The 25,828-nt window shown below is 70.2% G+C and carries 25 protein-coding genes; 10 read left to right on the top strand and 15 right to left on the bottom strand.

Features of this window, described 5'->3' with window-relative positions:
• Positions 1-61: 61 nt before the first annotated feature.
• Positions 62-622 (bottom strand): hypothetical protein, encoded by a 561-nt coding sequence (locus ACZ4UV_RS19630; RefSeq protein WP_467839266.1) that lies wholly within the window; start codon positions 620-622, stop codon positions 62-64.
• 310 nt (positions 623-932) lie between these two features.
• Here ACZ4UV_RS19630 and ACZ4UV_RS19625 point away from each other — a divergent pair, with 310 nt between their 5' ends.
• The 5 genes from ACZ4UV_RS19625 to ACZ4UV_RS19605 all read left to right on the top strand — a co-directional run bounded on the left by ACZ4UV_RS19625 (position 933) and on the right by ACZ4UV_RS19605 (position 5,545).
• The gene (locus ACZ4UV_RS19625; RefSeq protein WP_467839263.1) at positions 933-1,499 is read left to right on the top strand and encodes a GNAT family N-acetyltransferase; all 567 of its coding nucleotides are present in this window, start codon (positions 933-935) and stop codon (positions 1,497-1,499) included.
• Positions 1,500-1,667: 168 nt separating this feature from the next.
• Positions 1,668-3,035, top strand: coding sequence for an extracellular solute-binding protein (locus ACZ4UV_RS19620; protein ID WP_467839260.1), 1,368 nt, complete (start codon positions 1,668-1,670; stop codon positions 3,033-3,035).
• Positions 3,032-3,892, top strand: coding sequence for a carbohydrate ABC transporter permease (locus ACZ4UV_RS19615; protein ID WP_451023211.1), 861 nt, complete (start codon positions 3,032-3,034; stop codon positions 3,890-3,892). Before ACZ4UV_RS19620 ends, ACZ4UV_RS19615 begins: the two co-directional genes overlap by 4 nt.
• An 8-nt stretch (positions 3,893-3,900) precedes the next feature.
• On the top strand, positions 3,901-4,731 hold the full coding sequence (locus tag ACZ4UV_RS19610) for a carbohydrate ABC transporter permease (RefSeq protein ID WP_467839256.1): 831 nt from the start codon (positions 3,901-3,903) through the stop codon (positions 4,729-4,731).
• A 91-nt stretch (positions 4,732-4,822) separates the two neighbouring features.
• Complete coding sequence (locus tag ACZ4UV_RS19605; RefSeq protein WP_467839253.1) at positions 4,823-5,545, top strand: XRE family transcriptional regulator; 723 nt, start codon at positions 4,823-4,825, stop codon at positions 5,543-5,545.
• Between the two features lie 92 nt (positions 5,546-5,637).
• Here ACZ4UV_RS19605 and ACZ4UV_RS19600 read toward each other — a convergent pair whose 3' ends face one another.
• Positions 5,638-6,663, bottom strand: coding sequence for an ATP-dependent 6-phosphofructokinase (locus ACZ4UV_RS19600; protein ID WP_467839250.1), 1,026 nt, complete (start codon positions 6,661-6,663; stop codon positions 5,638-5,640).
• A 200-nt stretch (positions 6,664-6,863) separates the two neighbouring features.
• Here ACZ4UV_RS19600 and pta point away from each other — a divergent pair, with 200 nt between their 5' ends.
• The 3 genes from pta (at position 6,864) to pyk (ending at position 11,724) form a co-directional block, all read left to right on the top strand.
• A complete protein-coding gene (gene pta, locus ACZ4UV_RS19595; protein WP_467839247.1) occupies positions 6,864-8,990 on the top strand; it encodes a phosphate acetyltransferase in 2,127 nt (708 codons plus the stop codon).
• Positions 8,987-10,222, top strand: a complete 1,236-nt coding sequence (locus tag ACZ4UV_RS19590) for an acetate kinase (protein ID WP_390048317.1) — start codon at positions 8,987-8,989, stop codon at positions 10,220-10,222. The genes pta and ACZ4UV_RS19590 overlap by 4 nt, the downstream gene beginning before the upstream one ends.
• 74 nt (positions 10,223-10,296) lie before the next feature.
• Entirely contained in the window at positions 10,297-11,724 is a 1,428-nt protein-coding gene (gene pyk, locus ACZ4UV_RS19585; protein WP_467839245.1) for a pyruvate kinase, read from the top strand.
• A gap of 249 nt (positions 11,725-11,973) precedes the next feature.
• Here the strand turns inward: pyk and ACZ4UV_RS19580 are convergent, their stop codons facing one another.
• The 4 genes from ACZ4UV_RS19580 to ACZ4UV_RS19565 all read right to left on the bottom strand — a co-directional run bounded on the left by ACZ4UV_RS19580 (position 11,974) and on the right by ACZ4UV_RS19565 (position 16,325).
• Positions 11,974-13,338, bottom strand: a complete 1,365-nt coding sequence (locus ACZ4UV_RS19580; protein WP_451022899.1) for a hypothetical protein — start codon at positions 13,336-13,338, stop codon at positions 11,974-11,976.
• Entirely contained in the window at positions 13,328-13,915 is a 588-nt protein-coding gene (locus ACZ4UV_RS19575) for a DUF6114 domain-containing protein (RefSeq protein WP_451022900.1), read from the bottom strand. The genes ACZ4UV_RS19580 and ACZ4UV_RS19575 overlap by 11 nt, the downstream gene beginning before the upstream one ends.
• Before the next feature lie 143 nt (positions 13,916-14,058).
• Positions 14,059-14,706, bottom strand: coding sequence for a DUF6230 family protein (locus tag ACZ4UV_RS19570; protein WP_451022901.1), 648 nt, complete (start codon positions 14,704-14,706; stop codon positions 14,059-14,061).
• 644 nt (positions 14,707-15,350) lie between these two features.
• Positions 15,351-16,325, bottom strand: coding sequence for a tetratricopeptide repeat protein (locus ACZ4UV_RS19565; RefSeq protein WP_390048288.1), 975 nt, complete (start codon positions 16,323-16,325; stop codon positions 15,351-15,353).
• Between the two features lie 232 nt (positions 16,326-16,557).
• On the opposite strand from ACZ4UV_RS19565, the gene ACZ4UV_RS19560 reads away from it, so the two are divergent.
• The gene (locus tag ACZ4UV_RS19560; protein WP_351494389.1) at positions 16,558-17,190 is read left to right on the top strand and encodes a TetR/AcrR family transcriptional regulator; all 633 of its coding nucleotides are present in this window, start codon (positions 16,558-16,560) and stop codon (positions 17,188-17,190) included.
• A gap of 315 nt (positions 17,191-17,505) precedes the next feature.
• Here the strand turns inward: ACZ4UV_RS19560 and ACZ4UV_RS19555 are convergent, their stop codons facing one another.
• The 4 genes from ACZ4UV_RS19555 to ACZ4UV_RS19540 all read right to left on the bottom strand — a co-directional run bounded on the left by ACZ4UV_RS19555 (position 17,506) and on the right by ACZ4UV_RS19540 (position 21,688).
• Positions 17,506-19,206, bottom strand: coding sequence for an acyl-CoA mutase large subunit family protein (locus ACZ4UV_RS19555; protein ID WP_390048284.1), 1,701 nt, complete (start codon positions 19,204-19,206; stop codon positions 17,506-17,508).
• A gap of 90 nt (positions 19,207-19,296) precedes the next feature.
• Positions 19,297-19,641, bottom strand: coding sequence for a DUF3817 domain-containing protein (locus ACZ4UV_RS19550; RefSeq protein ID WP_451022795.1), 345 nt, complete (start codon positions 19,639-19,641; stop codon positions 19,297-19,299).
• Positions 19,642-19,914: 273 nt separating this feature from the next.
• Positions 19,915-20,424: a MarR family winged helix-turn-helix transcriptional regulator gene (locus tag ACZ4UV_RS19545; protein WP_390048281.1), complete on the bottom strand. Its 510-nt coding sequence runs from the start codon at positions 20,422-20,424 to the stop codon at positions 19,915-19,917.
• 10 nt (positions 20,425-20,434) lie between these two features.
• Complete coding sequence (locus ACZ4UV_RS19540; RefSeq protein WP_451022794.1) at positions 20,435-21,688, bottom strand: MFS transporter; 1,254 nt, start codon at positions 21,686-21,688, stop codon at positions 20,435-20,437.
• An 86-nt stretch (positions 21,689-21,774) separates the two neighbouring features.
• Between ACZ4UV_RS19540 and ACZ4UV_RS19535 the strand changes: the two genes are divergently transcribed.
• The gene (locus ACZ4UV_RS19535; protein ID WP_451022793.1) at positions 21,775-22,767 is read left to right on the top strand and encodes an ArsR/SmtB family transcription factor; all 993 of its coding nucleotides are present in this window, start codon (positions 21,775-21,777) and stop codon (positions 22,765-22,767) included.
• Positions 22,768-22,957: 190 nt separating this feature from the next.
• Here ACZ4UV_RS19535 and ACZ4UV_RS19530 read toward each other — a convergent pair whose 3' ends face one another.
• The 5 genes from ACZ4UV_RS19530 to ACZ4UV_RS19510 form a co-directional block, all read right to left on the bottom strand.
• Entirely contained in the window at positions 22,958-23,608 is a 651-nt protein-coding gene (locus tag ACZ4UV_RS19530) for a TetR/AcrR family transcriptional regulator (RefSeq protein WP_451022320.1), read from the bottom strand.
• The gene (locus ACZ4UV_RS19525; RefSeq protein WP_451022321.1) at positions 23,605-24,285 is read right to left on the bottom strand and encodes a DUF4166 domain-containing protein; all 681 of its coding nucleotides are present in this window, start codon (positions 24,283-24,285) and stop codon (positions 23,605-23,607) included. The genes ACZ4UV_RS19530 and ACZ4UV_RS19525 overlap by 4 nt, the downstream gene beginning before the upstream one ends.
• Entirely contained in the window at positions 24,282-25,025 is a 744-nt protein-coding gene (locus ACZ4UV_RS19520; protein ID WP_467839236.1) for a hypothetical protein, read from the bottom strand. Before ACZ4UV_RS19520 ends, ACZ4UV_RS19525 begins: the two co-directional genes overlap by 4 nt.
• Before the next feature lie 157 nt (positions 25,026-25,182).
• Positions 25,183-25,479, bottom strand: coding sequence for an MTH1187 family thiamine-binding protein (locus ACZ4UV_RS19515; RefSeq protein WP_451022323.1), 297 nt, complete (start codon positions 25,477-25,479; stop codon positions 25,183-25,185).
• Positions 25,476-25,820, bottom strand: a complete 345-nt coding sequence (locus ACZ4UV_RS19510) for a DUF3817 domain-containing protein (RefSeq protein WP_390048267.1) — start codon at positions 25,818-25,820, stop codon at positions 25,476-25,478. Before ACZ4UV_RS19510 ends, ACZ4UV_RS19515 begins: the two co-directional genes overlap by 4 nt.
• Positions 25,821-25,828: the final 8 nt, after the last annotated feature.

The following is a 25,828-nucleotide window of genomic DNA, read 5'->3' as shown; positions in this document are numbered from 1 at the left end:
CCGGTCGCGCGGTTCGACTTCACCACGGCACCGAGTCATCCTTCACCACGGCACCGAGTCATCAGAGGGGAGTCCGCGTCGGTCTGGCCGGCCTCATGTACAGCAGGACCTGCACCCCGAGCCCCACCACGACCATCGCCTCCAGCACCGACAACCCGACCAGCGCCCCGCCCCCGTCCCCGCCCGCCCAGAACACCACCAGCGCGGCCAGCGGCACCGCGCAGAACGCCGTCAGGTCGATCACGGCCTGGATCGTCTTGCGGGTCCGTCGCCGAACGTCGGTCCGGTGGTACGCCTCCCAGCCGAAGGTACTGAAATCCCCGTCTTGGGAAGCCAGTTGGGCGAGCCTCGGGCCCAAATCGTCCCGCACGTAGAGCCCTATCGCCGAGATCTTCTCGTCGTTGACCAGGTAGGTCCACCCGAGCACGACACACACCGGCGGCAACGCGAGCAGCATCGACGGCTGCTTCGCCTGCGCCGCAGCCGCGATGACGGCGGCCACCACCCCGAGCGTCACGTACAGCAGGTTGTCCCGGAACCCGATCCGCGCCTTCTGCTCGTCCTTGACCGTCTGGTACTCGGCGAGCAGCAACTGCCCGACGGTGATTCCTTGCTCCGGCATGCGAGTCCCTCCCCCGACGCCCCGGTCATCGCCCCGTAGCGTCGCACACATTCCCGATCACCGGTTGTCACGCTACTGGGCGGCACCGACTGGCTGAAGCCGGAGGCGATGCTGTTCGCGTGCGTCGCGGGAAGCCGGAAAGCCGGCATCGGCACCGGAGACGTCGTGGTCGGCACGAAGGTGTACGGCATTCACGGCGGTAAGCAGACCCCGGCCGGATTCCTGGTCCGCCCCGAGGCATGGCCGACGTGGAATGCGCCGCTCCTCGCCGCCAGTCCTGGGTGAGCCCCCGATCGATTAGGGTTGCGCGATGTTCACAGGAAAACTGGTACGACTGCGCGCATTGCGCTCGGAAGACTCCGAACACCATTTCCGGTGGCGCAATGACTCAGAGGTGGTGCGCTGGGCTGCAGGCGGAGACCCCTTGTTCGGCCCGGTCACGGCGGAAGCGATCCAGATCGGCTTCGACACCATGCTGCGGCTGGTGCCCAGGGAGTCAGCCGTGCTCACGGTCGAGGAGCTGGCGGGCGGGACGGTGATAGGCATGGTCGACTACCGGGATCTCGACCCCTACACCGGAGTGGCCACGCTCGGAGTCACCATCGGCGAGCGGGAGTTCTGGGGCCGCGGCCACGGCAGCGACGCGCTGCGGCTGCTCGTGGACCACCTGTTCGGCGCGTACTGCCTGAACCGGCTTGAGCTGGACACCTGGAGCGGCAACGAGCGCGCCGTGCGCGCCTTCACCAGGCTGGGCTTCCGCGAGGAAGGCCGCCGCCGGTCGGCCGTGCTGGTGCAGGGTGAGCGGTACGACCGCGTGCTCTTTGGAATGCTCCGCGAGGAGTGGGAGAACCCGCACGAGGTCGTCACGCCCGTGTAGGGGTTGTTGGCGGAGACAAGAACGAGGAAGCCCGAGATCGTTGCGGGTCCGGACCGGGTAACCCCCGCACACTCATTGACCTGACTAGACCACTCCACTTACCTTCACCGGGCAGACAGAGACGAACCCCCAGGCCACAGTGCAGTGGCCGCCGAGGAGGTCGTGCCCGTGCGCCCCACCGCCGTCAGCATCGTTGCCCTCGCCGTCGTCACCGCCGCCGCCTCGCTCACCGCGTGCGGCGGCGGATCCGGAAGCAGTCCGGACACCGTGAAGGTCTCCTTCAAGCAGTCGATGGACAACTCCGTCAAAGTGACGGACACCTATCTCGCGGACATCAAGAAGCAGTTCGAGAAGGAGTACCCGGGGAAGAAGGTCGAGCTCGTTCCCATCAAGGCCTCGGACGCGGACTACTACACCAAGCTCCAGCAGATGCTCAGGTCCCCGCGCACCGCTCCCGACCTCGTCTACGAGGACACCTTCCTCATCAACTCCGACATCACCAGCGGGTACCTGAAGCCCCTCGACTCCTACCTCGCCAAGTGGAAGGACTGGGGGCAGTTCATCGACACCGCGAAGTCGGCGGCCCGGGGCGAGGACGGGAAGACGTACGGGGTGCCGGACGGGACCGACACCCGCGGACTCTGGTTCGACAAGCGGGTGTTCGCGAAGGCCGGGCTGCCCACCGACTGGCAGCCCAAGAACTGGGACGACGTGCTCGCCGCCGCCCGGACGATAAAGAAGAAGGTCCCCGGCGTCACGCCGCTCAACGTGTACACCGGCAAGGCCGCCGGTGAGACCGCCAGCATGCAGGGCTTCGAGATGCTGCTGTACGGCACCAACGACGGGACCGGTGACCCGCTCTACGACAAGACGAGCAAGAAGTGGATCGCCGGGAGCCAGGGGTTCAAGGACGCGCTGTCGTTCGTCGAGACGGTGTACAAGGACAAGCTGGGACCGGACGTCTCGGACGCGCTCGACCCCAACTACCGGAACACCGTCTGGGGTGAACTCATGCCCCAGGGCAAGCTGGGCATCAACCTCGACGGGTCCTGGCTGCCCCAGAACTGGCTCCAGGGCAGCGGGCACGAGTGGCCCGACTGGTCGAAGGAGCTCGGGCTCGCCTACATGCCCACCCAGCACGGGCAGGCCCCGGGCAAGGTGAGCATGTCCGGCGGCTGGACCTGGGCCATCCCCGCCAAGGCCGGCAACCCGGACCTCGCCTTCGACTTCATCAAGACCATGCAGACCAAGGCGAACGCCCAGAAGTGGTACATCGCCAACTCCGGGATCGCGGTGCGGAAGGACGTCGCGAGCGACCCGTCGTACGCGTCCGCCCAGCCCGGCATCAAGTTCTTCACCGATCTCGTCGCCAGGACGCACTACCGGCCCGCCTACACGGCCTACCCGAAGGTCTCCACCGCCATCCAGGAGGCCATGGAGAGCGTGACCACCGGCGACGCGTCGGTCGACAAGGCGGCGAGTACCTACGACTCGAACCTCAAGGACGTCACCGACGGCCAAGTGGTCACCCGGTGACCACCCGTCGCATCGCCCGCTCTCTCCCACTCACCCCCGCCCTGGTCCTGATCCTCCTGTTCCTGGGCGGGCCGATCGTCTACTGCGCCTGGATCGCCTTCACCGACCTCCAGCTCACCGGGCAGGCCCACTCCTCGTTCGTCGGTTTCGCCAACTTCCGCAGGGCGTTCCGCGACGAATCCTTCCTGAACGCCGTCTGGCTGACCCTCGTCTTCACCGTGCTGTCCTCGCTCGTCGGGCAGAACACGCTGGGCCTTGCGCTCGCCGCGCTGATGCGGCGGGCGTCGAAGCCGGTGCGGACGCTCACCGGCGGGATCGTGATCACGGCGTGGGTGCTGCCGGAGGTCGTCGCCGGTTTCCTGCTGTACGCGTTCTTCCGGCGGGAGGGCACGCTCAACGCCATCCTCGACCTCCTCCATCTGCCGTCCCAGAACTGGCTGTTCACGCTTCCGATCCTGGCGGTGTCGTTCGCCAACGTGTGGCGGGGCACGGCCTTCTCGATGCTGGTCTACTCCGCCGCGCTCGACGAGATACCCAATGAGATCGAGGAGTCGGCGGAGGTGGACGGCGCCGGCGGCTGGCGGCGCATGTGGCACATCACGCTCCCCATGATCCGGCGGTCCATCGGGACGAATCTGATGCTCAACACCCTCCAGACGCTCTCCGTCTTCGGACTGATCTGGGTGATGACCCGGGGCGGGCCCGGCGACAAGAGCCAGACGCTGCCCCTCTTCATGTACGAACAGGCCTTCCAGAACAGCATGATCGGGTACGGGACCGCGGTCGCCCTGCTCCTTCTCCTGGTCGGTTCGCTCTTCTCCGTCGTCTACATGCGACTGCTGCGCACGGAGGTGTGAACCAGAACATGCCCCGCCGTCAACGCCGTTCCCACCGGCTCGCCGCCGACCTCGGGCTGCTCATCGTGGCCGCCGCCTTCGTGCTCCCGCTCGCCTGGGTGGTCCTCTCCGCGGTCGATCCGCAGGCCGGCCTGCGGGTCAGGATCCCGGACGGGTTCACCTTCGGGAACTTCGACGCCATCCTCACCCCGGAGATCACCTACACCCCGCTGCTCAACAGCCTGATCCTGTGCGGCGGTGCCACCGCGCTCACCGTCGTCTGCGCCGCCCTCGCCGCCTACCCGCTCTCCCGCTACCGCTCCCGGTTCAACCGGCCGTTCCTGCTGTCCATCCTGTTCGCGACGAGCCTGCCGATCACCGCGATCATGGTGCCGGTGTACGCGCTGTTCGTACGGATCAACCTCATCGACACCGTGCAGGGCACGATCCTGTTCTTCGCCGCCTCCCAGCTCCCCTTCGCCATCTGGCTGATGAAGAACTTCATGGACGGCGTCCCGAAAGAGCTGGAGGAGGCGGCCTGGACGGACGGGGCCAACTCCGCGCAGTCGCTGGTGCGCATCGTCCTGCCGCTGATGGGACCCGGTCTCGCCGTCGTCACCGTCTTCGCCTTCGTGATGATGTGGGGCAACTTCTTCGTCCCGTTCATGCTGCTGCTCTCGCCGGACCAGATGCCCGCCTCGGTCAGCATCAACGACTTCTTCGGCAACCGCGGCATGGTGGCCTACGGCCAGCTCGCCGCCTTCTCCGTCATCTACTCGACGCCGGTGATCCTGCTGTACGTGCTGGTCGCGCGCCGGCTGGGAGGCGGGTTCGCACTGGGCGGGGCCGTCAAGGGATGAACAGGTAAGGGCCGCCCGTGAATCCGTACGTTCCCACAATCCGTGTTCCTGGCCGAACGGACCGTAGTCAGTGCTGCCGGGCACCCCTACCTTGTCGGCTGTGCGCCGACCCCCAGCTCTGCCGAACCAGCCAGGTCCTCCCTTCAACGCCCCCGCCGCCCGCAGACTCCGTGCCGCTCTCGGCATGGGTCCCGAACACGTGGCCCACGATCTGCGGGCCTCGTACGGGCTGCCGTACGCCACGCCCGATCTCGTACGTGCCTGGGAGCGCGGGGCGCTGATCCCCAGCAGTCCCGAACTCACCGCGCTGGCGGGCGTGTTGTGGTGCACGCCGGGTGAACTGATCGGACGCCCGCGCACCCTGCGCGAACACCGGATCGCCCGCGGGCTGGCGCCCGAGGACGTGGCCCTGGCGGTCGGCCTCGACCTGCTCGCCTATCTCGCGATGGAGGAGGACGAGGACTGGCAGGGCACGGAACGGCAGTCCACCGTCCTGGCCGAGACCCTCCGCCTGTCCCTGCCGGACTTCGTCACCGTCACCGGCAAGGAGGAGAAACTGGCGGAGCTGCTGCGCAACGCGGTCACCACGCGCTGGCAGGCCTACGTCCGCCAGGTGAGCAGACTGCTCCCCCTGGACAAACGCCTGATCGAGGACACACTGCGCGAACTGCACGAGGACTACCAGGGCCGGATGACGGCAACCCTGGCCTGGGGCAACATCCCGACATCGGAGTCAGCCGAGGACGAGGGCAAGGACTTGCTGGCGGGGATAGTCGGCCACTTCTGGAACAGAGTCGAGGACAAGCGCCCCTGAAAGGGGCGCTGGGGGTACCCCCGGCCGAAGGCTGGGGGAGGAACTGCGCGACCAGCCCCCACCGGCCCGCGGCCCGAAACGAAACCCCAGCCCTAGAAGACGGACTCGGCCTCGTCCATCCGATCCTTCGGCACCCTCTTCAACTCGGTCACCGCCTCCGCCAACGGCACCATCTCGATGTTCGTCCCCCGCAGCGCCGTCATCCTCCCGAAGTCGCCCCGGTGCGCCGCCTCCACCGCATGCCACCCGAACCGCGTCGCGAGGACGCGGTCGTAGGCCGTCGGCGTGCCGCCCCGCTGGACGTGTCCGAGGATGACCGGCTTGGCCTCCTTGCCGAGCCGCCGCTCCAGCTCGTACGCCAGGGCCGTGCCGATGCCCTGGAAGCGCTCGTGGCCGTACTGGTCGATCTCGCCCTTGCCGTAGTCCATCGTGCCGTCGGCGGGATGGGCGCCCTCCGCCACGCACACCACGGCGAACTTCTTGCCGCGGGCGAAGCGCTCCTCGACCATCTTGACCAGGTCGGCGGGGTCGAAGGGCCGCTCGGGGAGGCAGATGCCATGGGCGCCGGCCGCCATCCCGGACTCCAGGGCGATCCAGCCCGCGTGCCGGCCCATGACCTCGACCACCATCACCCGCTGGTGGGACTCGGCGGTGGTCTTCAGCCGGTCCATCGCCTCCGTGGCGACGCCCACCGCGGTGTCGAAGCCGAAGGTGCGGTCGGTGGAGGAGATGTCGTTGTCGATGGTCTTCGGGACGCCGACGACCGGCAGGCCCGCGTCGGACAGCATGCGCGCCGCGGTCAGCGTGCCCTCGCCGCCGATCGGGATCAGCGCGTCGATGCCGAACTCCTCGACCATGTCGGTGGCCCGGTCGCACGCCTCGCGCAGCCGGTCCCGCTCCAGCCGCGACGAACCCAGGATCGTGCCGCCGAGGGACAGGATGCCGCCGACCGCGTCCAGGTCGAGGGTGCGGTAGTGGCTGTCGAGCAGACCCCGGAAGCCGTCCTCGAAACCGATGACCTCGTCGTCGTACTGGGCGACAGCCCGATGCACCACCGATCGGATGACGGCGTTCAGGCCGGGGCAGTCGCCGCCTGCGGTGAGAACTCCGATGCGCATGGTGCTGTGTCTCCTGCTCGCTGTCGTTACCGGTGAGCCGATCCGATTGTTTCATGACACGCGGGGCGGTGAAATCCTGACGGGCGCCTTATCCGGCGCCGGGGGTACTGTCAAGGGGGTTCCGCTCACCCCGGTGGGCGATTTTCGTGCGGCCACAGAGACGGCTGCCACAGAGACGGCTAGAGAGACGGAGTGCACACGTGACGCGCAGCGTGTACGTGACCGGGATCGACCGCGGCGACGGCCGTCAGGTCGTCGAACTGGGCGTGATGGAACTGCTCACCCGGCAGGTCGACCGGGTCGGTGTCTTCCGCCCCCTCGTCCACGACGGTCCCGACCGCCTCTTCGAGCTGCTGCGCGCGCGGTACCGCCTCTCCCAGGACCCGGCGACCGTCTACGGCATGGACTACCACAAGGCCTCCGCCCTCCAGGCCGAGCGGGGCGCCGACGAGCTGGTCTCCACCCTCGTCGACCGCTTCCACCTGGTCGCCCGTGACTACGACGTCGTCCTCGTCCTCGGCACCGACTACGCCGACACCCAGTTCCCGGACGAGCTGTCCCTCAACGCCCGGCTCGCCAACGAGTTCGGCGCCTCGGTGATCCCGGTGGTCGGCGGGCGTGACCAGAACGCGGAGTCGGTGCTGGCGGAGACCCGCAACGCGTTCCGGGCGTACGACGGTCTCGGCTGCGACGTGCTCGCGATGATCGCCAACCGGGTGGTCCGCGAGGACCGGGACGAGATATCCCGGCGCATCGACGGGCGGCTGCCGGTACCGGTGTACGTGCTGCCGGACGAGCCCGCGCTGTCCGCGCCGACGGTCGCCCAGATCGCCCACGCGCTCGACGCGAAGGTGCTGCTCGGCGACGACTCGGGGCTGGCCCGGGACGCGCTGGACTTCGTCTTCGGCGGTGCGATGCTGCCGAGCTTCCTGCCCGCCCTGACCCCGGGCTGCCTGGTGGTCACCCCGGGCGACCGCGCGGACCTGGTCGTCGGCTCGCTGGCCGCGCACAGCGCCGGCACCCCGCCGATAGCCGGCGTGCTGCTCACCCTCGGCGAGCGGCCCACCGACGAGATCCTCACCCTGGCCGCCCGGCTGGCCCCCGGCACCCCGGTGATGTCCGTGCCCGGCAACAGCTTCCCGACCGCCGCCCAGCTGTTCTCCCTGGAGGGCAAGCTGAACGCGGCCACCCCGCGCAAGGCGGAGACCGCGCTCGGCCTGTTCGAGCGGTACGTCGACACCGCGGGCCTCAACAAGCGGGTCTCGGCGCCGAGCACCGGCCGGCTCACCCCGATGATGTTCGAGCACAAGCTCCTGGAGCAGGCGCGCTCCGACAAGCGGCGGGTGGTGCTGCCGGAGGGGACCGAGGCGCGGGTGCTGCACGCGGCGGAGGTGCTGCTGCGCCGGGGGGTTTGTGACATCACCCTGCTCGGCCCCGTCGACCAGATCCGCAAGAAGGCCGCCGACCTCGGCATCGACCTCGGCGACGCCCAGCTGATCGACCCGGCCACCTCCGAACTGCGCGACGCCTTCGCCGAGCAGTACGCCCTGCTGCGCGCCCACAGGGGCGTGACGGTGGAGCTGGCGTACGACGTGGTCTCCGACGTCAACTACTTCGGCACCCTGATGGTGCAGGAGGGCCTCGCGGACGGCATGGTCTCGGGGTCCGTGCACTCCACGGCGGCGACCATCCGTCCGGCGTTCGAGATCATCAAGACCAGGCCGGGGTCGTCGATCGTCTCGTCCGTCTTCTTCATGTGCCTCGCCGACAAGGTGCTGGTCTACGGCGACTGCGCGGTGAACCCGGACCCGGACGCCGAGCAGCTCGCCGACATCGCCGTCCAGTCGGCGGGTACGGCCGCCCAGTTCGGTGTGGAGCCGCGGATCGCGATGCTGTCGTACTCGACGGGCACCTCGGGTTCGGGGGCGGACGTGGACAAGGTGCGGGAGGCGACCGGACTGGCGCGCTCGCGCAGGCCCGATCTGCTGATCGAGGGGCCGATCCAGTACGACGCGGCCGTGGAGCCGTCCGTGGCCGCCACCAAGCTGCCGGGTTCCGAGGTCGCCGGGCAGGCCAGCGTGCTGATCTTCCCGGACCTCAACACCGGCAACAACACCTACAAGGCCGTGCAGCGGTCGGCCGGCGCGATCGCCGTCGGGCCGGTGCTGCAGGGGCTGCGCAAGCCCGTCAACGACCTGTCCCGGGGCGCCCTCGTCCAGGACATCGTCAACACCGTCGCCATCACGGCGATCCAGGCCCAGAACCCGAACGAGTCCCCGGCCGAGCCCGCGGCCGCGTCCCCGAGCGAGAAGGCAACCGCCCAGTGAGCCCCAGTCCGACCCGTGTCCTCGTCCTCAACTCCGGCTCCTCGTCGGTGAAGTACCAGCTGCTGGACATGCGGGACAGCAGCCGGCTGGCGGTCGGTCTCGTCGAGCGGATCGGCGAGCAGACCTCACGGCTCAGGCACACCTGCCTGGACAGCGGTGTCACCCGCGAGGCCGTCGCGCCGATCGCCGACCACGAGGCCGCCCTGAAGGCCGTGGCGGAGGAGCTGACGAGGGACGGGCTCGGGCTCGACTCGCCGGAACTGGCCGCGATCGGGCACCGGGTGGTGCACGGCGGGATGTTCTTCACCGAGCCGACGGTGATCGACGACGCGGTGCTCGCCGAGATCGAGCGGCTGATCCCGGTCGCCCCGCTGCACAACCCGGCCAACCTGACCGGCATCCGCACCGCACAGGCGCTGCGACCGGACCTGCCGCAGGTCGCCGTCTTCGACACGGCGTTCCACACCACGATGCCGGAGTCCGCGGCGCGGTACGCGATCGACCCGAAGCTCGCCGACCGGTACCGGATCCGCCGTTACGGCTTCCACGGCACCTCGCACGCGTACGTGTCCCGGGCGACCGCGAGGCTGCTGGGAAGGACACCGGAAGAGGTGAACGTCATCGTGCTGCACCTCGGCAACGGGGCGTCCGCGTCGGCCGTCCGGGGCGGCCGGTGCGTGGACACCTCGATGGGCCTGACGCCTTTGGAGGGGCTGGTGATGGGAACCCGTTCCGGCGATCTGGACCCGGCCGTCATTTTCCATTTGGCGCGAGTTGGCGGAATGTCCATGGACGAGATCGACACTCTTCTCAACAAGAGGAGTGGTTTGTTCGGTCTGTGCGGTGACAACGACATGCGGGAGATCCGGCGCCGGATCGACGAGGGCGAGGAAGAGGCACAACTCGCCTTCGACATCTACATTCACCGCCTGAAGAAGTACATCGGCGCGTACTGCGCCGTCCTCGGCCGGGTCGACGCGGTGGCCTTCACCGCGGGCGTCGGCGAGAACGCGGCCCCGGTGCGGGAGGCGGCCATGGCGGGCCTGGAGGGGCTGGGGCTCGCGGTCGACCCGGAGCTGAACGCCGTACGGGCGGACGAGCCGCGGCTGATATCGCCGGCGGCCGCGCGGGTCGCGGTCGCCGTGGTGCCGACCGACGAGGAGCTGGAGATCGCCACCCAGACGTACGCGCTGGTGGGCACCGGATCGACGTCGGCCGGAAATAACAGCTGAGCACATTAGCGCCCATTTGTATCTTCCACCAGACGGAATATTCCGTAGCGAAACAAACCGATAGGATCGCCCCCATGCGCCGTTCGAAAATCGTCTGTACTCTCGGCCCCGCGGTCGACACCCACGAGAAGCTCGTCGCCATGATCGAGGCGGGCATGAACGTGGCCCGGTTCAATTTCAGCCACGGCTCCCACGCCGAGCACCAGGGGCGGTACGACCGCGTCCGGGCCGCAGCCAAGGAGACCGGTCGTGCCATCGGCGTCCTCGCCGACCTGCAGGGCCCGAAGATCCGTCTGGAGACCTTCGCCGAGGGACCGGTGGAGCTGGAGCGCGGTGACGAGTTCGTCATCACGACCGAGGACGTCCCGGGCGACAAGACCATCTGCGGTACGACCTACAAGGGCCTGCCTGGCGACGTCTCGCGCGGCGACCAGATCCTCATCAACGACGGCAACGTCGAACTGAAGGTCACGGACGTCGAGGGCCCGCGGGTGACCACGATCGTCATCGAGGGCGGTGTCGTCTCGGACCACAAGGGCATCAACCTGCCCGGCGCGGCCGTCAACGTGCCCGCGCTCTCGGAGAAGGACGTCGAGGACCTCCGGTTCGCGCTGCGCATGGGCTGCGACATGGTCGCGCTGTCCTTCGTGCGGGACGCCAAGGACGTCGACGACGTCCACCAGGTGATGGACGAGGAGGGCCGCCGGGTCCCCGTCATCGCCAAGGTGGAGAAGCCGCAGGCGGTGGAGAACATGGAGGGCGTCGTGATGGCGTTCGACGCCGTCATGGTGGCCCGTGGCGACCTGGCCGTCGAGTACCCGCTCGAGAAGGTCCCCATGGTCCAGAAGCGCCTGATCGAGCTGTGCCGGCGCAACGCCAAGCCGGTGATCGTGGCGACCCAGATGATGGAGTCGATGATCACCAACTCCCGCCCGACCCGCGCCGAGGCCTCCGACGTCGCCAACGCGATCCTGGACGGCGCGGACGCGGTGATGCTGTCCGCGGAGTCCTCCGTCGGCGCGTACCCGGTCGAGACCGTGAAGACGATGTCGAAGATCGTCAAGGCGGCCGAGCAGGAGCTGCTCAGCAAGGGCCTGCAGCCGCTGGTGCCGGGCAAGAAGCCGCGCACGCAGGGTGGTTCGGTGGCCCGCGCGGCCTGCGAGATCGCCGACTTCCTCGGCGGCCGCGGCCTGGTCGCCTTCACCCAGTCCGGCGACACCGCCCGCCGCCTCTCGCGCTACCGCGCCCAGCAGCCGATCATCGCCTTCACCACCGACGAGAACACCCGCAACCAGCTCACCCTCAGCTGGGGCGTGGAGTCGCACGTGGTGCCGTTCGTGAACAGCACGGACGAAATGGTCGACATGGTCGACCAGGAGATCGCCAAGATCAACCGCTTCAACCCGGGCGACACCGTCATCATCACGGCCGGCTCGCCCCCCGGCGTCCCGGGCACCACCAACATGCTCCGCGTCCACCACATCGGCGGCATCAACAAGTGACGGTCCTCTGAAGGGCCTTGTACAGGCTTGTACGACACCGAGGGCGCTCCCTGCGACAGGGGGCGCCCTCAGCGGTTCGTCCGTCAGCCGACGGTGCCGGACTCCACGGGGAAGTCCGGGGGCCAGGGTTCGGAGGCGGTCCGGTCGACCCGCAAGGGGCGCTCACAGCACTGTGGCCCGGTCGCCGCGCAAGGCGGACGACCGGGCCACAGTTTTCTGCGCGGCTCCCGAACGGGTCTGTGGTGGCGCTCAGCTGGTGCCGTCGGTCGTGTAGACGTGCATCCCGGGCACGTGCAGCGTGCCGCCGAACTGGGCCGCCTGGACGACCTTCACGTTGGTGAAGTAGATCAGCGGGATGTTCAGCGGCGGCGGGTTGTCCGGGTCGAACGTGATCGGGATCAGGCCGAACAGGTTGCCCGAGATCGACTCCGTGTACATCGTGGTGGCGCCGCCGGTGATCTTGGACGTCGAACCGGACGCGGCCTGCACGTGGTACGTCTTGTTGATCTTGGTGTCCTTCACCGTCTGGTGCAGGTCACCGATGTCGGTGCCGCCCGAGATGACGTACTTCAGCACCTTCTTCGTCTTGCCGCTGGCCGTCTTCACCTCGACGATGCCCTGGTAGTCGGCACCCTTCAGCGTCAGCGAGCTGGCGCCCAGGTACCAGGGGTCGTCCGCGACGGCGACCTTGTTGTCGACACCGCTCACGTCGTCGGTGGCCGCCGCGCAGTCTTCGGCCGACGTGCTGGAGCTCGCGGACGGGCTCGGCGAGGCGCTGGAGGTGGCGTCCTGGGCCGCCTTGGTGGCGTCCTTGGTGACGTCGCCGGCCGCCTCGGTCGCCGTGTCGGTGGTGTCCTTCACGGTGTCCGTGACCTTCTTGACGGTCTTGGACACGGTGTCGGTGCCGCTGTCCTTGCCCGACGAGGACGAGGACGACGAGTCGGAGGACGCGGATGCCGACGGCGACGGGGTCGCGCTCGCGGTGGAGTCCGACGAGGACGAGCTCGTCGTGCTGCCGCCGCTGAGGATGCTGCCGATCGCGTCCCCGATCGAGTCCAGCAGACCGCCGCCGCTGCTGCTCGCGGAGGCGGACGGCGACGGCGTCGCCGTGCTGCCGGAGTCCGACGAACCGGAGGACCCCGACGAGTCCGAGGAACCCGAATCACCGGAGGACGAGGACGACTTGGACGCGGACGGCGTCGGCGTGGCCGTGTCGCCGGAACCCGAATCCGACGAGGACGACTTGTCCGACGACGACGTCGAGTCCTTCGCGCCGGCCGACGCCGTGGCCGACGGCGAGGCCGAGTCCGTGGCCTTGTCGCTCGCCGACGCGGAGGGCGACGCGGAGTCCAGGGCGGAGACGCAGTCCTTGTAGTCCTCGGCAAGGCTCTTCGACGACGCCGACGACGTGCTGTTGGTGTCGGCGATCGCCAGCGAGGACGTGAACCCGAAGCCCATGAGCACGGCCGTCGGCATCGCCACGGAGGCTATCGCCTTGCCCGCCGGCATGTGGAACCTGGTGAACAGCGGCTTCTTGGGCGCCGCATGCCGCGGCCCGGTTCTCACACGGGACTCGTCCACATCAGTCCCGTGGGTCACCTCGTCAGCCGGCACTGTGCCTCCCGTTCGCCCCGTTCACCGGGCTCGTTCCTGACAGGTCGTTCTCCCCCAGTGCCCCGTGGGCCTGAGAGGTGTCCCCGTCGCCCACGCCGTCCGGACCGGTGTAGTAGGCGGCCCCCTCCGGAGCGTCGTCCCCGGCCGGCGGCACGTCGCCCTCCGGCTGCGGCTGCTTGGGCGCACCCGGCCCCCAGGCCACGGCCATCGCTCCGCCGATCAGGGCGAACAGGAAGCCGATGACGAAGCCGCCGAAGTTGGACACGGGGAGGGACACCAGCGCCAGCAGGATCGCGGCGATTCCCGCGAACGTGCGGATGTGCTTCTGGAACCAGAGGCTGATGCCCAGGACGACGAGCAGCACACCGATGATCAGGGATCCGGCGCCCGCGGTGGTCGACATCGCCACCGTCAGGTTGCCGAGCTGGAGATGCGCGTACGGGAAGTACATGATCGGAAAGCCGGCGAGCAGGATGTACAGACCGGCCCAGAACGGCCGCGTGCCCCGCCAGGCGCGGAACTGCAGCCTCCGGCGGGTGAACTGGCCGGGTGCGGCGGCAGGGGTCTCGGCGCTCATGGAAAACAGCTCCCTGGTGCGGCGTTGCTGTGGTGGTGTTGCTGTGGTGGTGCAGGGGTGGTGCGGTGCACCACGTGTGAAGACCGAGGGTGGAAGGTGGACGGGCGGGGGCGCCATCGGCTCCCCCGCCCGTCACGGAGTGCTCAGTAGCACTCCGCGCCCGAAGTCGAGATCGACATGTGCAGGTTGCTCAGCTTGAAGGTTCCGGCAGTGGTGGCCCACGCCGTCTGCTTCACGCCGGTCAGCGAGGCGTGGTCCGCCTCCTGCCCGAACCCGTTCGGGTTGGTCTGCCCCTTGTCGACCTCGCCCTGCTTGACGCCAGGGCCCTTGCTCATGCTTCCGGCGGCGACACCGATGTTGATGTTGGTGAACGTCGCGTCGGCGGTCAGGTCGTCGAGGTCGATGTACAGCTTGCTGGCCTCGACGGGCTTCTGCGCATTGGTGCCCGCGTGCAGGATCAGGCTGACGTTCCCGAAGATCGGGACGTTCGGCGTGACCACGGACTGGCACAGGTTGGTGATGGTCGCGGTGTTGAACGCCGAGACCGCCACCGGGTGGATCGTGCTCTTACCCGCGAGGGTGACGCCCGAGTCGACCGCACCGTACTGTTCGAAGCCGTCACCCTCGAGCGAGTCGGCCGTGACCTTGAACTGCTGGCCCGACACGCTGAACGACGCGGCGAGAGCGCCCTGCGCGAGGGCGACACCTATACACGCCGTGGCGGCGACGCTGGGCACCATGACCACAGCGAACCGCTTCCATCTGGTCCCGCCACGCACCTGGGACTCCATATTTCCTCCTTCTCGGACGTACATCTCCTGGCCCGGTATCGCCCCCAACGGCGGCTCAGCCGGGCAGGGATGGGAGAAGTGCTACGTCCTCGGAAGGGGAGCGCCCGTACTCGGAGGCACGAACGCACCTCGATCACCGGCGATCACCCCCGAGCGACAACCACTGGTCGCGCCTGACACGCATCACGCACAACCTTGCTGGACAGGCTTCACCGTGAGGCGAAGACCCCCCTGCCCAAGAGCCGGCGTCACTGCCGCCGACTCTGCTCGGTGGGGACCCAGATGAACCCGCGGCCCGACCGGCTGTCGGGGTACGGGAATGGACCGAGCGTCGCCGATCGTGGTGCATTCTCGCCGCCCGCACAAGGGGCTTCGTTACTCGGTAGTAACGGGCGGATAACCGAAGGACGACCCACCGGTCTCGGAGCGCGACTCTGGGTGGCATTCAGAGGCAGAGCAAAACAGTTGATCAGTGGACGAAACCAGACAGACCAACGGCCCTGATTTACTCCGAGTAACAGCGGCCGCGATTACCAAGATTTGGTAAAGAGCGGCCGCCGTGGCCCCGCCTCGGCAAATCTTTCACTCGGGCATCACAGGACGTGACGTTTAGCGACTGGTCAGACCCGTGTTCAGATCGTTGCCTAGAACAGCGCGCGCGCCAGCGCCCTGCGTGCTCCCACGACCCGCGGGTCGTCGGTGCCCACGACCTCGAAGAGCTCAAGAAGCCGCCGCCGTACGGCATCCCGGTCGTCCCCGGCGGTCCGCTGGACGGTCTCGATCAGCCGCCCGAAGGCGTCCTCGACATGCCCGCCCACCAGGTCCAGGTCGGCGGCAGCGATCTGCGCCCCGGCGTCGGCCGGCTTCTCGGCCGCGTCCCTGCGCACCTGCTGGGGGTCCATCCCCTGTACCCGCTGGAGCAACTCGGCCTGCGCGAGCCCCAGCTTGGCCTCGCTGTTGGCCGGGTCGTCGCTCAGCACGTTCTTGTACGCCTGGACCGCACCGCCGAAGTCGCCCGCGTCCAGCGCCTGGACGGCGGCCTCCAGGAGCGCGTCGTAAGGCCCCGCGGGCGCCGCCGCGGGCCCGGCCTGGACCCCCGGCTCCGCGTCGGGGTCGACGACGAGGCCGGTCAGGCCGAATCGCTGCTCGGCGACCTGGACCAGCTGATCCAGCGTCCCGCGGATCTGCTCCTCGCCGGCCGCACCCTGGAAGAGGGGCAGCGCCTGCCCGGCGACAACGGCGAACACCGCCGGGATCCCCTGGACCCCGAACTGCTGCATCAGCATCTGGTTGGCGTCGACGTCGATCTTCGCCAGCAGGAAGCGGCCGTTGTACTCGACGGCGAGGCGCTCGAGGACCGGGCTCAGCTGCTTGCAGGGCTGACACCACTCGGCCCAGAAGTCGATGACGACGGGGACTTCGGCGGACCGCTGGAGGACTTCGCGCTCGAAGCCGGCTTCGTCGACGTCGATGACCAGATCGGCCGGGGACACGGCACCGGCACCACCCTGCCGGGCCGCTTCGGCGCGCGCCTGCTCGGCCTTGGTCTTGGCCTCTTGGGCCGCCTTGACCGCGGCGAGGTCGACGACGCCGCTCATGGACATGTTCCGTGGCTGCATGCGTCTATCCTCCCCCGTTCCCGCGCGTGTGTGAAAAGCGTTGTGAAAGCCGGGCCGAACCTGTGTTCATCGACGGCGCCGGGTCCCCACCCCACGCCATGGTCGTCGCCCGTGCGGTCACCCACGAGCTTTCGCTACGACCCGTAGCGTAATGCCATCCGGGACCCGCGCGACACCACTTTCCGGTGATCTCCCTCACGGCATCACATGAACCGCCGGTTATGGTCGTGGGATGCAGAGCCGCACCCCCGCCGGACGTACCGGCCGCCCGCGCAGCGCCGCCGCGGACGCGGCGATCCTGGCGGCGACGCGGCAGGCGCTGGTCGAACTGGGCTGGTCCAAGCTCACCCTGGGAGACGTGGCCACGCGGGCCGGGGTTGCAAAGACGACCCTCTACCGCCGCTGGGCCGGCAAGAACGAACTCGTCGTCGACGCGGTGGCGGAACTGTTCGACGAACTCGAACTCCCCGACCGCGGCAGCCTGGCGAACGACATCGAGGGCGTCGTGCTGCAGTTCGCGGCGATCCTGGACCGCCCGGAGGCCCGGAGCGGCCTGATGGCGGCGGTCGCCGAGTCGACCCGCGACGACGCGCTGCGGGAACGTATCCGCACGTCCATCGTGGACCGCCAGAAGCGGCTGGTCCTGGAGGGCCGGGCCCGGGCGCAGTGCCGGGGCGAACTCCCCACCGAGCCGGACCCGGAGGAGGCCGCCCGCACGGTGGACCTGATCTTCGACATGGTGGCGGGTGCGGTGGTCCACCGCACCCTGATGAGCGGCAAGCCGGCGGACGAGGAGTGGGTCCGCGACTTCACCCGAGTCCTGCTGCTCGGCCTCGCGGCCCCACCGACGACCGAGCAGCCCTGAGCAGCCGCTCCCCACCCCACCGCCCCGACCAGCCCGACCGCCGCCCGGCCCACCTGGCCGGCCGGAGCGGCCACTCCTCGTCCGACCGAGCCCACCCGGGCAGCCACACCTCACCCCACCGAGCCCACCCGGGCAGCCACACCTCACCCCACCGAGCCCACCCGGGCAGCCACACCTCACCCCACCGAGCCCACCCGGGCGGCCACACCTCACCCCACCGAGCCCACCCGGGCGGCCACTTCTCGGCCGACCGAGTCGGGTGGTGGGTGGGCATGGGTTTCGGGGGTCCAGGGGGCGGAGCCCCCTGCTACGGGACTAGAACCCCGCCGGCTCCGTGTACACCCCCCACTCGTCCCGCAGCACCCCGCAGATCTCACCCAGGGTCGCCTCGGCCCGTACGGCCTCCAGCATCGGCTCGATCATGTTGGCGCCGGACCGCGCGGCGCCCAGCATCGCGTCCAGGGCGGCGCGCACCGCGCCCTCGTCCCGCGCGGCCCGCCGGGCGCCGAGCACCCGCACCTGCTCCCGCTCCACCTCGTGCGAGACCCGCAGGATCTCCAGGTCCCCGGTGACGGACCCGGTGTGGACGTTGACGCCCACGACCCGCTTGTCGCCCTTCTCCAGCGCCTGCTGGTACTGGAAGGCGGACTCGGCGATCTCGCCGGTGAACCAGCCGTCCTCGATCCCGCGCAGGATGCCCGAGGTGACCGGCCCGATCGGGTGCCGCCCGTCCGGATGGGCGCGCAGCCCCCGCTCCTTGATCTGGTCGAAGATCTTCTCGGCGTCGGCCTCGATCCGGTCGGTGAGCTGCTCGACGTACCAGGAACCGCCCAGCGGGTCGGCCACGTTGGCGACGCCGGTCTCCTCCATGAGCACCTGCTGCGTGCGCAGCGCGATCTCGGCGGCCTGCTCGCTCGGCAGGGCGAGGGTCTCGTCGAGGGCGTTGGTGTGCAGCGAGTTGGTCCCGCCGAGCACCGCCGCCAGCGCCTCCACCGCCGTACGCACCACGTTGTTGTACGGCTGCTGGGCGGTCAGCGAGACACCGGCGGTCTGGGTGTGGAAGCGCAGCCACTGCGCCTTGTCGGACCGGGAGCCGTACACGTCCCGCATCCACCGCGCCCAGATCCGGCGCGCGGCCCGGAACTTGGCGATCTCCTCGAAGAAGTCGACGTGCGCGTCGAAGAAGAAGGAGAGGCCGGGCGCGAAGACGTCCACGTCGAGGCCTCGGGAGAGCCCCAGCTCGACGTAGCCGAAGCCGTCCGCGAGCGTGTAGGCCAGCTCCTGCGCGGCCGTCGCGCCCGCCTCGCGGATGTGGTAGCCGGAGACGGAGAGCGGCTTGTACGCGGGGATGCCGGCGGCGCAGTACTCCATCAGGTCGCCGATGAGCCGCAGATGGGGTTCGGGCTGGAACAGCCACTCCTTCTGGGCGATGTACTCCTTGAAGATGTCGGTCTGGAGCGTGCCGTTGAGGACCGACGGGTCGACGCCCTGCCGTTCGGCGGCGACGAGGTACATGCAGAAGACGGGCACGGCGGGCCCGCTGATGGTCATGGACGTCGTGACGTCGCCCAGCGGGATGTCCTTGAACAGGACCTCCATGTCGGCGGCGGAGTCGATGGCGACCCCGCAGTGCCCGACCTCGCCGAGCGAGCGCCCGTCGTCCGAGTCCCGCCCCATGAGGGTCGGCATGTCGAAGGCCACGGAGAGGCCGCCGCCGCCGTTGGCGAGGATCATCTTGTAGCGCTCGTTGGTCTGCTCGGCGTTGCCGAAGCCGGCGAACTGGCGGATGGTCCAGGTCCGCCCGCGGTAGCCGGTCGGATACAACCCGCGCGTGAAGGGGTACTCCCCCGGCCAGCCGATCCGCTCGAATCCCTCGTAAGTGTCCCCCGGCCGGGGCCCGTACACCGGCTCCACGGGGTCCCCGGAGAGCGTGGTGAAGTCGGCGTCCCGCTTGCGGGCCGCGTCGTAACGGGCCTGCCAGCGTCGGCGGCCCTCCTCGATGGCGTCAGCGTCCATACCTTCGAATTTACTAGGACGTCCTAGTAAATGTCGATGGGAAACCGCCGCACGGGTGTCCGTACGGCGGTGAGTCCCTGGGACTGCGGCCTAGGCCCGGACCTTCGCGGCCACCGGAGAACCCTCGGTGACCTGGGCGTCCAGCTCGCGGGTGACCCTGCGCTCCACGAAGAACGCGGCGGTCGGAATGGTGCCCGCCAGCAGCACCCACAGCTGCTTGCCGACCGGCCACTTCGCCTTGGAGCCCAGGTCGAAGGCGAAGACCAGGTAGACGACGTAGAGCCAGCCGTGCGCGATGGCGACGACGCGCGTGACGTCGGCCGCACCGTCGATGTCCAGCCCGTACTTGGCGATCATGCTCAGGCACAGCAGCACCAGCAGCACACCGGTGACATAGGCCAGGACGCGGTAGCGGGTCAGCACGCTCTTTTTCATGGGGACGAGCGTAACCACCCGTTCCGGGAGATCTTGCCCCGGGTCACCGCTCGGCAGGCACCAGGTTCACCTGGTGTCCGGCACGAAGGTCGCGGCGTTCGCGCCGGGGAGGAACCGCATCCGGCCCGTGGACGCGGAGCGCCACCGCGTCCGCCCGCCCGGCCGAGCCGAGCGAAGGCGAACACATGTGCCCCGATGGCGCAAGACCTCCTGGAGCGCTGCTCCAGAAGGCGGCCTGAGCCAGTACTCCCCTCCCTGCAGGGAGGGGAGGATTCAATCCTCGTCGAAGTCGTTCGCGTGGACCCGCAGCGGCCGCAGCATGGCGAAGATCTCCCCGCACTCCTCGGCGTCGTACACGCCGAGCCCGAAGTCCATCGCCATCAGGTCGCGGGTGGCCGCCTCGACGACCTCGCGGCCCTTCTCGGTGATCGTGGCGAGCGTGCCGCGCCCGTCGTTGGGGTTCGGCCGCTTGTCGACCAGACCGGACTTCACCAGCCGGTCGACGGTGTTCGTCACCGAGGTCGGGTGCACCATCAGCCGCTCGCCGATCTTGGACATCGGCAGTTCGCCGGCCTTCGAGAAGGTGAGCAGCACCAGCGCCTCGTAGCGCGCGAACGTCAGCCCGTACGGCTTGACCACTGCGTCGACCTCGGCCAGCAGGATCTGCTGGGCCCGCATGATCGACGTGATCGCGGCCATCGACGGGACGTTTCCCCAGCGCTGCTTCCAGAGGTCGTCGGCACGGGCGATGGGGTCGAAGGGGAGACTGAGAGGCTTGGGCACGTCACCGACCCTACCGGCCGGTCATATAGGGGTCAGCCGTGTCTCGGCTTTCGGTCACCTCTGCCGGGGCGGGCCGGGACGACCGCCGGGCCACCGCCGCCAGGGCGCAGCAGCAGACCGCCCCCACCACCCCCGCACCCGCCACGGTCGCCCGCACACCCACGGCCTCCGCCGCCAGTCCCGCCAGCGCCATGCCGACACCCTGCACCGTCATCAGCCCGGCACTGAGCACGGTCATGGCCCGGCCGCGCAGCTCCTCGGGCACGGCCCGCACGAACCACTGGTCCAGGCCCAGCGTGTACGCCGACCCGGCCCCGGCCGTCAGCAGGAGCAGCAGCGAGAGGGCGAGGGACGGGTGCAGGGCGTACCCCAGGTACGGCAGCAGGGTGAGGCAGACCAGCGGGAGGGCGATCCGCTCCCGGGCGGCCGGGCCGAGCCGGGCGCCCGCGTACAGCTCCCCGGCGACCGTGCCGACCGGCAGCGCACACATCAGCAGCCCGAGCCCGGGGGATCCGGTGCCGAGCGCGTCGGCGTAGGGGGCGGCGAGCGCCTCGGGGACGACGGCGAACATCGCCGGGACCCAGAAGAGGAGGAGCAGGAGACGGATGCGGCGGTCGGCGAACAGCTGCCGGGTGCCGCCGCCCTCCCGGGCCCGCGCGCGGGCGGGGCGGCGCCGGGTGCCGAGGCGCAGCAGCGCGGCCGAGGCGAGGAAGGTGCCGACGGTGATCAGCAGGGCGTGCCGCGGGGCGAGGACGGCGAGGAGCAGTCCGCCGAGGCCGTAGCCGACCAGCAGGGCGCTCTGTGCGACGATCCGCAGCAGGGAGCGGCCGAGCACGAACAGGTCGCCGCCGCCGAGGACGTCGGAGAGGGTCGCCATCCGGGTGCCGGCGAACACCGGCGAGACGACGGCGAGCGCGCAGCGCAGCCCGAGCAGCACCCCGATCCCGGTTCCCGGGACCGTCATCACGGCCACGCAGCCCGCGCACACCAGGTCGCACACCACCAGCACCCGGCGGGCCGGGAACCGGTCGGCGACCGGGGCCAGGAGGGTGCCGCCGACCAGGTAGGGCAGGAAGCCCAGCGCGAAGGTCAGGGCGCTGAGCAGGGGCGATCCCGTGAGGTCGTACACCAGCACGGACAGCGCGATCTCGCTGACGATCACGCCGAGCATGGACAGGACGTGGGCGGCGAAGACGGCACGGAACTCGGGCACGGCGAGGACCCGGCCGTAGCCGGCGGGTCGCTCAAGGGCGGGCGCGGACATGGACGGCAGCGTGCCCGTGCTCCGGCCCACCGTTTAGAGTTTCGGTGCCAGCCGAATCTTCGCCTTCACCCCGGAACGGTTCCGCCATGCCCTCCCACCTCTACTTCGACGAGGACGACTTCCTCCGGTGCCGGTTCGCCGTGTCGCCGCTGTGGGAGACGCAGGAGGCGGTGCGCACGCTGCGGCGGCCGGACCGGCACGGCTATCACGCGCCCTGGCTGCGGCGGATCCGGGCGGTGGCGGCCGGTCTCGACCTGAGGCCGCTGTGGCTGCTGATGCCCCGGCGCGGCCACTCGCCGGACTGGCTGGTCGCGCCGCCGACCGGTCCGGCGGTCTCCGTCGAGGAGGAACTGGCGGCCCTGCGGGCGGTGGACCCGGAGACGGCCCGGGCGGACACCGCGCGCTCGCTCGCGGACACGCCGGGCGCTCTGGGGTCGGCGACCGGCCGGGCCTGGCTGGCCGACCCGCCGCGCATGGTCCGGGAGCTGACGGACGCGCTGGAGGAGGCCTGGCGCGTGCTGGTGGCCCCGGACTGGCACCGGCTGCGCGCCCTGCTGGAGGCGGACATCGCCTTCCACTCGCGGCGGCTCGCGGAGGTCGGTCTGGGCGGGCTGCTGCCGGAGATCCACCACCGGTTCGGCTGGCGGCCCGGCACGCTGACCGTGGCCTCGCCCGGCGGCGCGTACGAGCGGCGCCTGGGCGGGCAGGGCCTGGTGCTGATGCCGAGCGTCTTCACCTGGCCCGACGTGATCAGCACCTTCGAGCCGCCGGCCCGGCCCACGCTGGTCTACCCGGCCCGGGGCATCGGCGGCCTGTGGACCGACCCGGCCGAGACCACGCCCGACACCCTGGTACGGCTGCTGGGCCGGGGCCGCGCCACGGTCCTGGCCGCCCTCGCCGAACCGGCCACCACCACCGCCCTCGCCCACCGGCTGCGTCTCGCCCCCTCCTCGGTCTCCGCACACCTGGCGGCACTGCGCGACGCGGGCCTGCTGACCTCGCGCCGCTACGGCCACCAGGTGCTGTACGAGCGGACTCCGCTGGGCATCGCACTGGCGTCGGGGGCACCGGGCGGCTGACCCGTGCCGCTCCCGCGCATGCGGTCGCGGCGGCCGCCGAGCGGCCCGACGAAGTCCGCTGCGGTTCGGCAGCGCCCCCGAAGGGGCGCTGGGGGCACCCCCGGCCGAAGGCTGGGGGAGGAACTGCGCGACCGGCCACGACGGCGCCGCAGACGGCAGACGGCACATCGCCGGAGTTCCGGTAGAGCGCCTACCTGCGGCCGACCCGGCGCAGGTGGTGGCGGACCGCGCGCTGGGCCACCGGGCCGAGGTCCTCCAACGCGGCCACCAGTGCGCCGAGTTGTTCGAGGGCGTCCAGGGCCGCGTGGGCGCCGGCCGCGTCGACGCCCTCGTACAGCTCGATGCCGACGAAGGACGCGGCGACCGCGCGGGCGAGCCCGGCCGGGTCGGCGAACTCGCCGTACGGGGTCGCCGCGAGGACGCGGACGAGCACCTCCTCTATCTCGGCGATCCACAGGTCGAGCCCGGCCGCCGTGGCGGGGCCGAGCGCCTCGTGGGTCTGGGCGCCGGCCAGCAGCTGGCCGAGCAGGGCGACATGGCCGCCCGCGCGCGCCTCCTCGTGGATCTGCCGCCCCACGGTGAGGAGTTCGGAGAGCGAGCCGACCGCGGCGAGGCGGGGACGGAAGCGGGCGACGGCCTGCTCGGCTCCGTACCGGCAGGCGGCGGAGAGGAGTTCGTCCACGGATCCGAAGTGGTAGAAGACCAGCGCCTGGTTGACCCCGGCCGCCGCCGCCACGGTGCGGGCCGAGGTCTTGGCGATCCCCTGCTCGGTGAGGGTCCGCAGCGCGCCCTCCAGCAGCTTGTTCTTGGTCTCCAGGGACTTGGCGGTCTCCGGGCTCACGCGCGCGACTCCTCACGGACCGGCCGCAGCCCCGGCCGTACCCCGCGGCGGCGGACATCGGTGTACGACGCCTCGAAGGAACCCTGGTAGCCGAAGAGCGGCCCGAAGTACCGGTTCACGACCCGCACCCGGACCCGGAAGCGGCCGGCGCGGTCGTCGAAGGACTCGCGCACCTCCGCGGTGGCGCCGACGAGTTCGGGGACGCGGACGTCCACCGGGCCCTCCCGGAACCGGTGTTCGCCGGAGCGGATCAGCAGGGAGCCGTCGGCCTCGGCGCTGAGGTGCAGCTCGCTGGCGAGGTGCTGGTGGGTGCCGAGGTAGTCGAGGATGCGGTCGCCCTTGGGGCTGAGCACCATCTGGGCGTCGAAGCGGCGGGAGCGGCCGGGCAGGTCGAAGGTGCGCACGAAGGTCACCGTCTCACGGCCGTAGGTGTCCGCGTAGGGCACATTCTCGATCTTGAAGGGCACGTTCCGGGCGGCCTCCGGGACCAGGATGTTGCGGGTGGCGCCCAGCGCCAGGAACGGCTTCACGAACGCCGGCCCGTGCCAGATGTGCTCCATCACGCCCCGGCCGGTGCAGGCCTCACCGCTCGCCAGGCCGACCGAGAAGCGCCGTTGGAGCTGCGGGTGCAGCCGGTCGAAGTCCGGACCCATGACCGTGCGGAACATCGAGGTCACGACTGCTTCTCCAGGGTGTGCAGGACGCGGGGGGCGGTGGCCTTGGCCGGCGGGGTGCGCAGGCAGCGGCGGGCGGCGGGGGTGGTCGCGAGCGGGGCCGCGAAAAGGGCCAGCGAGAGGGCGACCACGAGGAGGAGCGGCACCAGGAAGGCGACGGTGGGCGAGAGCGCGCCGAGGAACGGGCCCCGGCCCAGGCCGGCGGCGCAGCCGGCGATCGTCAGCGCGCGGACCGTCAGCTCGGCCAGCCAGTTCCGCCGGGCCCGTTCCGGGGTGATCCCGTGCTCCAGCCACAGCCGCAGCCGGTCGAAGGACCAGGCGGTCGCCCAGCCCATGAGCGGGCGGAGGACCAGCCGGTCGGCGAGCGCGCCGAAGGCGCCCCAGCGGGGCCGGTAGTCGTACCCGGTGAGGAAGCGGACGCCGTCGCCGACCGGGATGTACCGCCAGTAGCCGCTGCCCTCGGCGAGCAGCGAGAGCGGGTGCGGGGAGCCGAAGCGCAGGGCCGAGGTGCGGGTGCCGTCGGGGCGCTCCTTCTCCCCCGCCGAGACGCCGGTGCCGGCGATGGTCAGGAACGGGAGCACGCGCGTGGCGTAGCGGAAGCGCTGCGGCTCGTCCGCCGTGCGCGGGAGGTAATCGATCTCGGTGAACCTCAGGTCCCAGCGCTGGTGCCGGGCCGGGTCCTGGGTCCGGGCCCACAGTTCGTCGAGGTCGGCGCGGATGTGCGCCTCTATGTAGAGCCCCATCGGTGTTGTACCCCCGTCACCTGGTCTTCGGAGGTCCTTTTGAGCGACCGCTCAAACCCTCCGGTGATGACGGTACCGAGTTTTGAGCGTTCGCTCAATCACCGGACGGAAGAAAACCCCGGCCGCGAGCGGCCGGGGTCTCCTTGTGCACTGTCGGCTACTGGGCGAGGTGTCGCTCGACCGTCGCCACCTTGCTGGTGAGTCCGTCGGTGACACCCGGCCGGATGTCCGCCTTGAGGACCAGGGAGACGCGCGGGGCGCGCCTCTCCACGGCGGCGACGGCCCGCTTGACGACGTCCATGACCTCGTCCCACGACTCGCCCTCGATCGAGGTGAACATGGCGTCGGTGCGGTGGGGCAGCCCGGACTCGCGGACCACCCGGACGGCGTCGGCGACGTACTCCCCGACGTCCTCGCCGACGCCCAGCGGCGTCACGGAGAAGGCGACGATCATGCGTTCACGACCCCTTCCTTGCGGGCGCGGGCGGCGATGACCTCGTCCTCGGCGGCGCGCTTGAGCCTGCGCTCGGCGAAGAAGCCGCCGGTCGGCAGGACGGAGAGGACGAAGTAGAAGAGGCCGGTCCTCAGGGACCACTTGGTGCGGTTCCAGGCGTCGGCCCAGAAGATCACGTAGAGGATGAACAGGACACCGTGGATCGCGCCCATCACGGGCACCGCGTTGAAGTCCGTGGTCCGCTTGAGCACCGAGCAGACGAGGAGGATCAGGAAGGAAACGGCCTCCGGGGCGGAGACCAGGCGCAGGCGGCGGATGGCGGTGGCGGTCTTGATGTCCACGAGTCACC

The sequence above is a fragment of the Streptomyces sp. NPDC028289 genome, from assembly GCF_055565975.1.
This window is presented reverse-complemented; position numbering and strand designations above follow the sequence as displayed.

Excerpts from the sequence above, each read along its gene's own strand:
- ACZ4UV_RS19630 (WP_467839266.1), bottom strand. The coding sequence starts at position 622 with ATGCCGGAGCAAGGAATCACCGTCGGGCAGTTGCTGCTCGCCGAGTAC.
- ACZ4UV_RS19625 (WP_467839263.1), top strand. The coding sequence starts at position 933 with ATGTTCACAGGAAAACTGGTACGACTGCGCGCATTGCGCTCGGAAGAC.
- ACZ4UV_RS19610 (WP_467839256.1), top strand. The coding sequence starts at position 3,901 with ATGCCCCGCCGTCAACGCCGTTCCCACCGGCTCGCCGCCGACCTCGGG.
- ACZ4UV_RS19600 (WP_467839250.1), bottom strand. The coding sequence starts at position 6,663 with ATGCGCATCGGAGTTCTCACCGCAGGCGGCGACTGCCCCGGCCTGAAC.
- pyk (WP_467839245.1), top strand. The coding sequence starts at position 10,297 with ATGCGCCGTTCGAAAATCGTCTGTACTCTCGGCCCCGCGGTCGACACC.
- ACZ4UV_RS19575 (WP_451022900.1), bottom strand. The coding sequence starts at position 13,915 with ATGAGCGCCGAGACCCCTGCCGCCGCACCCGGCCAGTTCACCCGCCGG.
- ACZ4UV_RS19570 (WP_451022901.1), bottom strand. The coding sequence starts at position 14,706 with ATGGAGTCCCAGGTGCGTGGCGGGACCAGATGGAAGCGGTTCGCTGTG.
- ACZ4UV_RS19565 (WP_390048288.1), bottom strand. The coding sequence starts at position 16,325 with ATGCAGCCACGGAACATGTCCATGAGCGGCGTCGTCGACCTCGCCGCG.
- ACZ4UV_RS19560 (WP_351494389.1), top strand. The coding sequence starts at position 16,558 with ATGCAGAGCCGCACCCCCGCCGGACGTACCGGCCGCCCGCGCAGCGCC.
- ACZ4UV_RS19555 (WP_390048284.1), bottom strand. The coding sequence starts at position 19,206 with ATGGACGCTGACGCCATCGAGGAGGGCCGCCGACGCTGGCAGGCCCGT.
- ACZ4UV_RS19550 (WP_451022795.1), bottom strand. The coding sequence starts at position 19,641 with ATGAAAAAGAGCGTGCTGACCCGCTACCGCGTCCTGGCCTATGTCACC.
- ACZ4UV_RS19540 (WP_451022794.1), bottom strand. The coding sequence starts at position 21,688 with ATGTCCGCGCCCGCCCTTGAGCGACCCGCCGGCTACGGCCGGGTCCTC.
- ACZ4UV_RS19535 (WP_451022793.1), top strand. The coding sequence starts at position 21,775 with ATGCCCTCCCACCTCTACTTCGACGAGGACGACTTCCTCCGGTGCCGG.
- ACZ4UV_RS19520 (WP_467839236.1), bottom strand. The coding sequence starts at position 25,025 with ATGGGGCTCTACATAGAGGCGCACATCCGCGCCGACCTCGACGAACTG.
- ACZ4UV_RS19515 (WP_451022323.1), bottom strand. The coding sequence starts at position 25,479 with ATGATCGTCGCCTTCTCCGTGACGCCGCTGGGCGTCGGCGAGGACGTC.